We start from the raw sequence: 11,548 nt of genomic DNA on the forward strand, positions 1-11,548 counted from the left end.
GTCACCGGGTCCGGCGGTGAGGCCGCCTGCGTGTGGCCGGCCGAAGGCCTGGTGGTCGGCATCGCGGCAACGGTCAGGCCGCCACCGACAAGAGCAATGGTCGTCGCGGCCAGGGCCCGACGCCGGTGCTTCTTCCAGCGCGCCAGCTGCCGGCGCCGGGCCGCCCGGCCCTGACCGGTACCGATGGGGACGGCTCCTTCGGAGCCGCTGAGTGATTCAGTGCCCGATTCAGTGCCCGCCGCAGCGACCGATTCAGTGCCCGACACGGTGTCCGACGCGCCCGACATCGTGTCTTCGAACGCGCCGCCACCCGTCGGTGCCGCATCGGAGCGATGAATGCCGAGGTAGGACACCGAAGCGGGGACCTCCTCCGGACGCCAGGCATCCCCCGCCGCCGCGATAGTGGCGACCGTGCCGTGGAAGCGTCGGGCAGGTGGGGCGATGTCCGGAGCGTATGCACCGCACCCTGGACACACGAGTGCCCCATTGAGATTCCGGCGGCACGTGGAGCAGTAGTCCATCTGCGATCTTTCTGTGCTGACTGCGCCGCCGGGTCCCGGCGACCTGTTTCACGTTCGCACGCGGGTCGAGCGGCCAGTAACGCTAACGGCACCCGCCGAACGTGGTGCGCAGCCCTTGTGGTGCTCCTGCGAAGATTTGCCGACGGTGGTACGCCGTATTCCCGTACATGTCGTCAGGAATCCCGGGATGAGGCCTCGGGCACACGGACATACGGGCGTACGGCTGCTCGATGTCAGTGAGCACTGCCATGATGCCCGGCAACGTCGACAGCACGGGAGCAGAGCATGGTGGAGCAGGCGGTACGGCCCATAGTCGAGGCGATCGTCGCGAACGCACCGAGCGGCTGGACGGAGGCAGTACTACACGGCCGGGCAGGGCGGGGCGGCACCTCGGTGGCCGGCCACTACCTCCCGCGAGGGGACTCCTGGGGCGCCGACGTACCCAACCCCTACGCGGAACTCATGGCACTGGCGGAGACACTGCGCAAGGACCACGGCTGGGCACCCGTCAGCCTGGAGATCCGGTGCCGGCCGTCCGGGGAGTACCGGCTCGTCGCCTTCCATGACGCCCTCACCCGGGTGACCGGGATGGGCAGCGGTTTCCAAGTGGTCCTGGATCCCGACTACCGGTTGCCTCAGCCCGGCCTGGACCAGGAGCCCGGTACCGCGGCACCGGCAGGCGACGCCGAACTGGCCGTCGCCCGGTTCCGCGCCTACCTCGAAAAGCGCGCCGCGATCCTGGGACACCCCGACGAACTGCCCCCGCCCGCCACCGCCGCCGCGATCGACGACGCCGAACGCCGCCTCGGCCGCCGCCTGCCCGCCGACCTGCGGTCGCTCTACCTGATGGTCAACGGCGACGGCATCGGCTACGAGAACCGCTATCTGTTCCAGGGCAACGCCTGGCTGTCACTGGAGAGCCTCGTCGACGAGACCACCGATTGGGGCTCTGGCGAACGGCCGTGGTTCGGCTGGGACTTGGAATGGGACGCGGTCGTCTTCGACACGACCCCCGCCGATTCCGTACGCCGCTGCGGCAGTCACCCCGGCTGGTTGCGCTTCGCCACCAGCGAGGACGGCAACTACCTGGCAGTCGACACGGCCCCGGCCCGGTGCGGCCGCCCCGGCCAGGTCATCCGCACCGGCCGCGACTACGACGACGGGCCCGCCTACGTCGCCGACTCGATCACCTCACTCCTCGGCCACTACCTGGAACTGCTGGACCAAGGCGCATACGAGAAGCACGGCGACCACATCTCCCTGCTCGAACCCGCCCGCGAGCCCGCCCCCCAGCAGATCATCGGCGCCATTCCCGACGAGGTCCCGCCCACCCTCCAGGCCATCCACATCAACGACGCCACCGGCCCGGTCGACCTCGCGCCACTCACCGCCGCCACCGGCCTGCGACGACTGCACCTCAACCGCTCCACCACCAGCGACCTGAGGCCGGTGCGCGAACTGCCGGTCGAGTCCGTGCGCGTCACCCTCGACGGCGGAGATCTGACCCCGCTCGAAGGCCACCCCCACCTGGCCTCTCTCGACCTGACCACCACCGTCCCGGCCGATCTCGCTCCGCTGCGCACCGTCCCCCACCTGCGCGGCCTCGATCTTTCCGGAACGGACATCGCTGACCCGACAGTCCTGGCCGACCTGACGGGCCTGCGCTACCTCTCCCTCACCGGACGCCAGTGGACGACCCTGCTGACCGAGGGCGCAGTGCCACCCACCCTGACCGCCGCCCGCCTGGCCGACGCGGACGCCACGCTCGACGAAGCCCTCGCCTGGGCAGCCCGCCTCGGGCTCACCACCGAGAACGCTCTCCGCGTCACCGGCACCCTCAATTCCGTCGACGGGTGAAAGCGCCGGCGCACCGAACCCGTGGGAACGCACCGACCATGCGGGAGCGCACCGAACCCGTGGAAGCCCACCGAACCCGTGGAAGCCCACCGAACCCGTGGGAGCCCACCGAACGCGTGGGCGGCGCGCCGCCGGTATCCCGGTTCACCTCCCCAGCGCCTCCGTGTCCCCTATGACGACGACCGGCTTCTTCTCCGGGTCGAGGATGCGGAGCAGTTCCCTCATCCGGTTCTTGGGGAGCGAGATGCAGCCCTGGGTCGGACCGCCGTGGTCCACATGGATCCAGATGCCGCCACCACGTTCCTTGCCGAGCGGGCGCACCGGGTCCAGCGGGGAGGCGCCGGGGACCCGGTTGTAGTCGACGGCGACGACATAGTCGAAGGAACCCTCCAGGGCCTCTCCGTCGAACCCTTCACCGCTCACCGCGAACTCCGGGCGCTGCTCGTACGGGAACACGGTCTGCGGAGGTGCGAAGCGACCGCCCGCCGCTGTCAGCCCGTAGACCCCCACCGGGGTGCGCAGGTCGTCCTCCCAGTGCTCGTCGGTCCAGCCCTTCAGGCCATTGTGGGCCGGCCAGCGGTCCGTGGCCGCGCGCCAGCCCTTCGCGGGATCGTCACGGGTATAGAGGACCGCGGTGGACAGGCTGGAGTTGTAGGAAGTGCCCGTGACGACGAGCGCCTGCCGGGAGTCCGCCGGGATCTCGCCCCTGGTGCGCCACCCCAGCGCGGGGATCTCACGGGGTAGGACGCGTGGCGCGTACGGACCGGGAGCGGCCCGTCCCGCGTACGGAACGAGGGCGGCCCGCCCCCGTTCCCCCGCGGCCTGTGGACCCGCGACACCGGCGGAAGCCGTGGCCGCCGCCCGGACCTCGTGGGCGCCTGTGGCGGTCTCGGAGGTATTGCCACAGGCGGTGAGCAGCAGAAACGTTCCTGCATAGACGGCGTACGGGGGACGCCGGGCGGCCGATGGACGGTTCGCGGACACGGGCACTCCTCAGCGGTCGTGGGTGAAGACGGCACAGGCGGGGTCCCCGTTACGCTTCGTCCCGCCGAACCCAGTTAACGCCGCGTCGCCGATACGCGAATCCGCACGTGGGCCATACGGCTGTACCGCCCGCCGGACACGCACATGAAAGAGGCCCGGAACCAAGTCGGTCGTGTAGGTTCCGGGCCCTTCCCGCCCGTGCGGGAACGGAGGCCTGAGGGCAGGTCAGAGATCCGTGCCGTCGTGCGTCTCGTCCGGGTCCACACCCATCGTGATCGAGCCGACGACACCCCGCGCCATGTGGCGCTTGCGGTACGCGAGCTTCATCAGCCCGCCCGTGACCCCGCTCTGGTCGTAGATGGTGTCCTCGGTGAGGGTGGTACGGGTGGTGGTGCTCGTCGAGTACGGTTCGATCTCCGCCGAGTCGAGGACCGCGGACTCCGCGAAGAAGAACTGCCCGGTGTGGCAGGTGTGGCCGCCCTCGTACCCGGCGTCGGTCATCCTCCCGCCGACGTGCACCTTGGTGTGGATGTGCACGCAGCGCCCCTGGTACCAGCCCGGGAAGACGGTCCGGAACTCCACGTACCCGTGCTTGTCGGTGAGCTGGGTGCCCCGGAGGTACCGCTCGTCGTCGGTGGGCTCACTGTGCCCGCCACCCCCGCCGCCGGGCCCGCCGGACGGGGGCGCTCCGGTGGGTGCGTCGGTGGGTGCGTCGGTCGGCATACCGCTGGGAGGCGTACCGTCACCGCCGGGGCCGCCGGGCCCGCCGGAGCTCATGGCCTCGTACCCGGAGTAGATCCCCAGCGCGTCGCAGTGCCAGATGTCGACGGCCGCGTGCGCGACCGGCTTGCAGGTGCCGGAGTCGATCACCTTGAGCCGGAGGGTGAGGGGGATGCCCTCCTTGTCCTCGGTGATGTCCTTCCGGAACTTGTCGGCGTCGATGTAGTACGGCCCCTCGGTGGTCTCCGAGGTGAGCCGGTAACACTCCTCGCCCGATCCACCTCCGGACTTCTTGGCACCGGTCGTTTCCTCGTCGGCCGAGGCACTGGCAACGGCACCGGCCCCGATCCCGGCGGCCACGATCGCCGCGCCTCCGGCGAGCACCATCCTGCGTCGCGTCATGTCCTTCTTGTGCGCGGGCCCTTGAGTCTCAGTCATGAACGGCGCGGCTAGACAGGGAAGTTGGGAGTGGCGTGTGCGCAGGCTGTGCGTTGCTGTGAGACCGCGGCCATCACACCCGGCCGAGCCGCCCGCCCTTGACATCCCGAACGAGCCCGGCGAAAGCCACGGCCGTGACCACCAGCTCCGTACCGGGGTCATCGCCCTCGCGGAGCCGTATCCGGCCGTCGGTGACAGCCAGTTCGACGCAGTTGGCCGAGTCGCCGCCGCCGGAGAACGAGGACTTCTGCCACGCGATGCCCTTTGTCATGACGAGACCTTTCACATGCTCCGCACGAGGCGATGAATGAAGTCCCTCGACTCTATGGCGCCCATGGAGACCGCCTCCAGCTTCCGCACGACCTCGCGGTACCGGTGGAGCTGCGCCTGCGCGTCCAGAAAGGCACCACCGTGCGGGGTGTCCATGAGAACGGTGTCGAGCGATGGCACGGGCCCACCCGCATACACCAGGGGATCACCTATTCCTGCGAACCCGTCCAGGTCGAAAGGGATGACCCGTACCGTCACGTGCGGCAGTTCGGACTGGTCCAGGATGTGTAGAAGCTGACCTCGTGCGACCTCGACGTCAGCAACCCTGATCCGGAGAGCGGCTTCATGAATCACCGCTTCGTAGTGGCCCATCTGCCCCTCGGCAAGGGCCTCCTGCCGCCTCAGCCGGAACCTCACCCGCACCGCCAATTCCTCCTCGGACAGTGCCGGCACGGTTGCGGCAAAGATGGCCCGGACCTGCTGCTCCGTCTGTAGCAGCCCCGGCACATGCACGGTCTCGAAGTTCTTCACCCACGCGGCATGATGCTCAAGCTCGGCCAGGTCCAGGTACCCGGAGGGAACCCGTTCCCGGTATTCCTCCCACCATCCGCGTACGCGCTCGACAGCCATGCCGGCCAGAGCATCGATCAGTGCAGCGTCCTCGCACGCGTATTGGCTGGCCAGGTGGCGCACGCGTGCAGCACTGACACCGACCCGGCCCGCCTCCATGCTGGACATCTTGCTCTCGGCGACGCCCATGGCCCTTGCGGCATCACGGCCGGTCAGACCCGCCCGCTCCCGAAGCTTGCGCAGCTCGGCCCCCAACCGTTCTTGGCGTGCCGTGATGACGCTCCTACCGGGCATGTTGCCTCCCATTCAGGCGAGTTGACCGTACGAGTATCACAGTCACGCTTGACCGGGGGAAAGCTTTACCCCTACCTTCAGTGACGTGCCGCACACGCTGCGAAACACCGGGACCCCGGAAGCGCACCGCCCCGCCATGCCATGACGGGTACGACATGCCACCGCCCACAGACCGCCGCGCCCACAGCCCCTCACGCACGAACCGGAGTTCCCGTATGCCGAACTCACCCACGAGCACCGACGCCCCCTGGGAATACACGCTCTACATCCCCCACGACCCCCGCGCGGTCACGGTCTCCCGCCGCACCCTGCGCCTCATCCTCACGCTGCACGACCTACTGCCCCTCTCCGAGACCGCCGAACTCGTCGCCACCGAACTGGTGGGCAACGCGGTACGCCACACCAAGGGCCCGGCCGCGTTACGCCTGCGCTGGGCCGGCCGCGTACTGCGCATCGGCGTCTGGGACGCGGACCCCACCCCGCCGGCGCCACCGCTCTCCGCACCCACATCCACATCCACATCCACATCCACATCCACAGAAGCCGAAAACGGGCGCGGCCTCGATCTCGTCCGCAACTGCACGGACGGCTGGGGCTGGTATCAGCTCAGCAGCACCGGCGAGTCCGGCAAGTTCGTCTGGTGCGAACTTGCCTCTGCCTAGCCTGAGTTATCAGATCGGCGACCACAGCTGCCCGCCGTGGACCGGTTTATCCGTCAAGGGTGGCGCTCAAACAACGTGTCCCAGGTATGGACCCCATCGCGGACGGCGACGAATGCCCGACGGTCTGGGCGAGCAGCGGCAGCACAACCATCGCGTCGCCGCCCTGATCCAGGTGATCTGCCTGGCCCTGATGGCGTTCTGCCTGATCGAACGCCAGGTCAGGCGTGCACTGGGCCCCGAGCAGACGACGACCGGCCTTTACCCCGACAACCGCCGGGCACGACCCACCGGCCGGATGATCCTCCACCACCTCGGCGAGCTGACGCTGCGCAGCGGTGACGTGACCGACCCGCCCAGCGTCCGGATCACCCGCGATGTCCCGCTCCACCTCCTCGACCTGCTCGGCGTCGACGGTTTACGAGTCCGCTGCCGTCTTCGCCCCCGTACGCCCGCCGGAGACGGCGAACAGCCCCCGGCCGTCGTGGCCGGGGGCTGTTTCACGTGGAACGTGAGCCCGAGAAGGGAACGGGCGGTTACTTCTCCGTCTTGTCCTTCGCCGATGCCGCCGGCTTGCGGAGCTGGATGTTCAGCTCGCGCAGGCGGGACTCGTCCAGCTCCGTCGGGGCGCCCATCATCAGGTCCTGGGCGTTGCCGTTGAGCGGGAAGGCGATCGTTTCGCGGATGTTGGGCTCGTCGGCCAGGAGCATCACGATGCGGTCGACGCCCGGGGCGATGCCGCCGTGCGGCGGGGCGCCGAGGCGGAAGGCGCGGAGCATGCCCGCGAACTCGTGCTCAACGGTCTCGCGGTCGTAGCCGGCGATCTCGAAGGCCTTGAGCATCACGTCGGGCTCGTGGTTGCGGATGGCGCCGGAGGACAGCTCGATGCCGTTGCAGACGATGTCGTACTGCCAGGCGAGGATGTCGAGCGGGTCCTTCTCATCGAGGTCCTTCATGCCGCCCTGAGGCATCGAGAAGGGGTTGTGGGAGAAGTCGATCTTCCCGGTGTCCTCGTCCTTCTCGAACATCGGGAAGTCGACGACCCAGCAGAACCGGAAGACGCCCTCCTCGAAGTGGCCGGCGCGCTTGGCGGCCTCCACACGGACCGCGGACATGATCTTCGAGACCTCGTCGAACTCGCCCGCGCCGAAGAAGACCGCGTGACCGGGGACGAGGGACAGACGCTCGGTGAGGGTCTTGATGTCGGTCTCGGTGAGGAACTTGGCGATCGGGCCGGTGAGGCCGCCGTCCTCGCCGACGCGGACCCAGGCCAGGCCCTTGGCGCCGTGCTGGACGGCGTAGTCGCCGAGGCCGTCGAAGAACTTCCGGGACTGGCCGGCGGTGTCCGGGACCGGGAGGGCGCGGACGTGCTTGCCGGCGAACGCCTTGAACTCCGAGTCGGCGAAGATGTCGGAGATGTCGACCAGTTCCAGCTGGGCGCGCAGGTCCGGCTTGTCGTTGCCGTACTTCAGCATCGCCTCGCGGAACGGGATGCGCGGGAACGGCGAGGTGACGTGGCGGCCGTTGCCGAACTCCTCGAAGAGCTCGGTCATGAGCTTCTCGATCGGCCGGAAGACGTCCTCCTGCTCGACGAACGACATCTCGACGTCGAGCTGGTAGAACTCGCCGGGCGAACGGTCGGCGCGGGCGTCCTCGTCGCGGAAGCACGGCGCGATCTGGAAGTAGCGGTCGAAGCCGGAGATCATCAGCAGCTGCTTGAACTGCTGCGGGGCCTGGGGCAGGGCGTAGAACTTGCCCGGGTTCAGGCGGGACGGGACGACGAAGTCGCGGGCCCCCTCGGGGGAGGTCGCGGTGAGGATCGGGGTCGCCATCTCGTTGAATCCGAGAGCCACCATCTTGGCGCGGATGGAGGCGATGACGGCCGAGCGCAGCATGATGTTGCGGTGCATGCGCTCGCGGCGCAGGTCGAGGAAGCGGTACTCCAGGCGCCGCTCCTCGTTGACCCCGTCCTCGATGTTGATCGTGAAGGGCAGCGGGGCGGCCTCGCCCAGCACCTCGACCTCGGTGACCTCGATCTCGATCTCGCCGGTCGGGAGCTCCGGGTTCACGTTGTCGGCGCCGCGCGCGGAGACCTTGCCGTCGATCCGTACGACGGTCTCCTTGGTGAGCTTCGCCAGGGCCTCGTTGCCGGGGGTGCCGGGACGGGCGACGAGCTGCACCAGACCGTAGTGGTCGCGCAGATCGATGAAGAGGATGCCGCCCAGGTCTCGGCGATTGTGCAGCCAGCCGCTCAGCCGGACGTCGGTGCCGACGTCAGAGGCGCGGAGCTCGCCGCAGGTGTGGGACCTGTACCGATGCATTCTCGTTCATCCAGTCTTCGCGGTTCGGGGTGGATTCAGCCTCCCCAGGCTACCGCCCGCACCCGCACCAAATCATTGACATTGACATTTCAAGATCATCCGGCACCGGGCGGAGGGGGCGGCGGCCCCTGCCTGGAGGGGGCCGGACCACCGTCCTCGGCGGCGTTCACGGAGCAGATCTTCTTAAAGTGGGGCAATGCACACCGAGGGCGTCCTGGCCGCGACCGCGACCGGTCTGTGGCACTGGGACAACGCAGCCGGGACGGTCACGCTCGATGCGGAGGGGGCCCGGCTGCTCGGAGCTGCCCGCCGCGGCCGGTGTCTTCGGTGAGTCCGCGGTGCGTTCCCATTTTCATCCGGTCGACCGGAACGAGATCTACGAGGTGGTGAATCTCGCAGTCGCCGAGGGCACCCTCGCCGAGGCCCGGCTGCGGATCGTGGACGAACACGGCCGGGTACTGCGCGACGGGGCCGCCGGCGGACCGCCGCGAGCCGGGCCGTCGGGCTCGGGCTCTTCGGGTGAACGGTTCCGCCTTCGAACGCCGGACGGGCCGGACCGCGTGGCCGTGGTCCGGGAAGGGTCCGGCCACCCCGTCGAACGCCGGACGGGCCGACCGCGTCGCCGTGGTCCGGAAAGGGCCGGCCACCCCGTCGAACGCCGGACGGGCCGACCGCGTCGCCGTGGTCCGGAAAGGGGCCGGCCACCCCGTCAAACGCCGGACGGCCCGGAAGGCTGAACACCGGCCGGACCGTCGGGACGCTCTCCGCGTAGTTCGCCGAGGATGCCGAAGGCCGCCGCGCAGGCCGGCACCGCGAGCAGCATGCCCAGCAGGCCCGCCACACTGGCGCCCGCGGTGATCGCGATCATGATGGTGGCCGGGTGCATCTGGACCGTACGGCTCTGGATCATCGGCTGGAGCACATGGCCCTCCAGGACCTGTACGGCGAGCACGACCCCCAGCGCCCACAGTGCGATCACCAATCCCCGGTCGGCGAGCGCGACCAGGATCGCGACCGCGCCGGAGAGGAACGCCCCGAGGTAGGGGATGTAGGCGCCGACGAAGACCAGCGCACCGAGCCCCACGGCGCCCGGCACTCTCAGGATCAGCAGGCCCACGGTGATGCACACCGCGTCGATCAGCGCGATGAACGTCGTGCCGCGCATGAAGCCCTGCACGGCTTCGAAGGCCCGCCGTCCCATGGCCTCGACCAGGTCCCCGGTACCGCGCGGGGCGATCGCGTGGGCGAGGCTCGCGGCCTTGTCGGAATCGCGCAGGAAGAAGAAGGTCAGCAGGAGGGCGAGGACGCTGGTCGCGATCAGCGAGCCGATCAGGCTGATCCCGGAGAGGAGCCCGCCCGCCGCGCTCGCGCCGAACTTCTGGACGAGTTTCTGGGCGTTCGCGACGAGGTCGTTCACATTGGTCTGCTTGCTGATCCCGAAATGGTCGACGACCCACTGCGCGGCGTCCTTCAGCGAGCGGAGGATCTGGTCGCCGGTGTCGACGAGCGCGGTGACGACGATGTAACCGGCACCGCCGACCACCGCGACGAGCAGGGCGCAGGTGAGCCCCGCGGCCAGCGAACGGTTCATTCCGCGGCTGGTGAGCCGGCGGTGGACCGGTCCGAGCAGTGCCGTACCGAGCAACGCGAGCAGCACGGGCGTGACCGCGGTCTTGAAGATGATGCACAGCCAGACCGCGACGGCGGCAACCCCGGTGACGAGGAGAACGACACCGCACCATGCGGCTGCGCGCCGCGCGCCGTCGGGCAGGAGGGGATTCGGGGTCTGCACCCTCCCACCCGATCACGGTGCAGGTGTGATGTCCACTCCGTCCACGAGTGTCACATTCCGTGGACCGCGGGCACCGTACCGAGGCGACCGGCCTGGAAGTCCTCGAAGGCCTGCTTCAGTTCGGCCTGACTGTTCATCACGAACGGTCCGTAGTGCGCCATCGGCTCGCGGATCGGACGGCCGCCGAGCAGGACGACCTCCAGGTCCGGGGTGTTGCCGTCCTGCTTCTCGTCCGCGCGGACGGTCAGCGAGGAACCGGCGCCGAAGACCGCGGTCTGCCCCATGTGGACGGGGCGGTGCTCCGCGCCGACGGTGCCGCGTCCGGCGAGGACGTACGCGAGTCCGTTGAAGTCCTCGCGCCACGGCAGGGTCACCTCGGCGCCGGGGCGGACGGTGGCGTGGATCATCGTGATCGGGGTGTGCGTGATGCCCGGGCCCTCGTGCCCGTCGAGTTCACCGGCGATGACACGGAGCAGCGCGCCGCCGTCCGGGGAGGCGAGGAGCTGGACCTGACCGCCGCGGATGTCCTGGTAGCGGGGGGCCATCATCTTGTCGGCCTTGGGCAGGTTCACCCAGAGCTGGAGGCCGTGGAAGAGGCCGCCCGACATCACGAGGGACTCCGGCGGCGCCTCGATGTGCAGGAGGCCGGATCCGGCGGTCATCCACTGGGTGTCGCCGTTGCGGATGGTGCCGCCGCCACCGTTGGAGTCCTGGTGGACGAAGGTTCCGTCGATCAGGTACGTGACGGTCTCGAAGCCGCGGTGCGGGTGCCAGGGGGTGCCCTTCGGCTCTCCGGCCGCGTACTCCACCTCACCCATCTGGTCCATCATGATGAACGGGTCGAGGTACTTGTAGTTGATCCCGGCGAACGCGCGGCGAACCGGGAAGCCCTCGCCCTCGAACCCGCTCGGCGCCGTGGTGACGGCGAGCACGGGACGGGCCGTGGCGTCGCCCGAGGCGGCGACCTTGGGCAGGGTCAGCGGATTTTCGACGGTCACTGCGGGCATGGGAGCCACCTCCGGGATTGTCCTGAGCTCAATTTAGTTGAATGGTGAACATCCCGCAAGGCGACATTCATTCCCGCACCCCGGCCACCACGACGAGAAGGGGCCCGTACCTGGC

10 protein-coding genes and 2 pseudogenes are annotated in these 11,548 nt (G+C 69.3%); 3 read left to right on the forward strand and 9 right to left on the reverse strand.

What is annotated here, in order from left to right; all coding sequences use genetic code 11:
• Nucleotides 1-353 (reverse strand): annotated as a pseudogene (locus ACFU8Q_RS32855) (hypothetical protein); the annotation flags it as partial.
• 453 nt (nucleotides 354-806) lie between these two features.
• On the opposite strand from ACFU8Q_RS32855, the gene ACFU8Q_RS32860 reads away from it, so the two are divergent.
• The gene (locus tag ACFU8Q_RS32860) at nucleotides 807-2,378 is read left to right on the forward strand and encodes an SMI1/KNR4 family protein (protein WP_384461162.1); all 1,572 of its coding nucleotides are present in this window, start codon (nucleotides 807-809) and stop codon (nucleotides 2,376-2,378) included.
• Between the two features lie 144 nt (nucleotides 2,379-2,522).
• Here the strand turns inward: ACFU8Q_RS32860 and ACFU8Q_RS32865 are convergent, their stop codons facing one another.
• The 4 genes from ACFU8Q_RS32865 to ACFU8Q_RS32880 form a co-directional block, all read right to left on the reverse strand.
• On the reverse strand, nucleotides 2,523-3,362 hold the full coding sequence (locus ACFU8Q_RS32865; protein ID WP_384461165.1) for a L,D-transpeptidase family protein: 840 nt from the start codon (nucleotides 3,360-3,362) through the stop codon (nucleotides 2,523-2,525).
• 225 nt (nucleotides 3,363-3,587) lie between these two features.
• Nucleotides 3,588-4,520, reverse strand: a complete 933-nt coding sequence (locus ACFU8Q_RS32870) for an intradiol ring-cleavage dioxygenase (protein WP_384461168.1) — start codon at nucleotides 4,518-4,520, stop codon at nucleotides 3,588-3,590.
• 73 nt (nucleotides 4,521-4,593) lie between these two features.
• Nucleotides 4,594-4,791: a DUF397 domain-containing protein gene (locus tag ACFU8Q_RS32875; RefSeq protein WP_384461171.1), complete on the reverse strand. Its 198-nt coding sequence runs from the start codon at nucleotides 4,789-4,791 to the stop codon at nucleotides 4,594-4,596.
• A gap of 11 nt (nucleotides 4,792-4,802) precedes the next feature.
• A complete protein-coding gene (locus ACFU8Q_RS32880) occupies nucleotides 4,803-5,666 on the reverse strand; it encodes a helix-turn-helix domain-containing protein (RefSeq protein WP_384461174.1) in 864 nt (287 codons plus the stop codon).
• A 203-nt stretch (nucleotides 5,667-5,869) separates the two neighbouring features.
• On the opposite strand from ACFU8Q_RS32880, the gene ACFU8Q_RS32885 reads away from it, so the two are divergent.
• Complete coding sequence (locus tag ACFU8Q_RS32885; protein WP_384461176.1) at nucleotides 5,870-6,316, forward strand: ATP-binding protein; 447 nt, start codon at nucleotides 5,870-5,872, stop codon at nucleotides 6,314-6,316.
• Nucleotides 6,317-6,362: 46 nt separating this feature from the next.
• On the opposite strand, the gene ACFU8Q_RS32890 is transcribed toward ACFU8Q_RS32885, so the two are convergent.
• Nucleotides 6,363-6,704 carry a hypothetical protein gene (locus tag ACFU8Q_RS32890; RefSeq protein WP_384461179.1) on the reverse strand — a complete coding sequence of 114 codons (342 nt, stop codon included), beginning with the start codon at nucleotides 6,702-6,704 and terminating at the stop codon, nucleotides 6,363-6,365.
• Between the two features lie 145 nt (nucleotides 6,705-6,849).
• A complete protein-coding gene (gene aspS / locus ACFU8Q_RS32895) occupies nucleotides 6,850-8,634 on the reverse strand; it encodes an aspartate--tRNA ligase (RefSeq protein WP_384461182.1) in 1,785 nt (594 codons plus the stop codon).
• 196 nt (nucleotides 8,635-8,830) lie between these two features.
• Here aspS and ACFU8Q_RS32900 point away from each other — a divergent pair.
• Nucleotides 8,831-9,098 (forward strand): annotated as a pseudogene (locus ACFU8Q_RS32900) (phosphatase); the annotation flags it as partial.
• A gap of 245 nt (nucleotides 9,099-9,343) precedes the next feature.
• On the opposite strand, the gene ACFU8Q_RS32905 reads toward ACFU8Q_RS32900, so the two are convergent.
• Together ACFU8Q_RS32905 and ACFU8Q_RS32910 are read right to left on the reverse strand one after the other, a co-directional pair.
• Nucleotides 9,344-10,426, reverse strand: coding sequence for an AI-2E family transporter (locus tag ACFU8Q_RS32905; protein WP_384461185.1), 1,083 nt, complete (start codon nucleotides 10,424-10,426; stop codon nucleotides 9,344-9,346).
• 50 nt (nucleotides 10,427-10,476) lie between these two features.
• Nucleotides 10,477-11,433, reverse strand: a complete 957-nt coding sequence (locus ACFU8Q_RS32910; protein WP_384461188.1) for a pirin family protein — start codon at nucleotides 11,431-11,433, stop codon at nucleotides 10,477-10,479.
• Nucleotides 11,434-11,548: the final 115 nt, after the last annotated feature.

This window comes from Streptomyces sp. NPDC057543 (genome assembly GCF_042801895.1).
GTDB lineage: Bacteria > Actinomycetota > Actinomycetes > Streptomycetales > Streptomycetaceae > Streptomyces.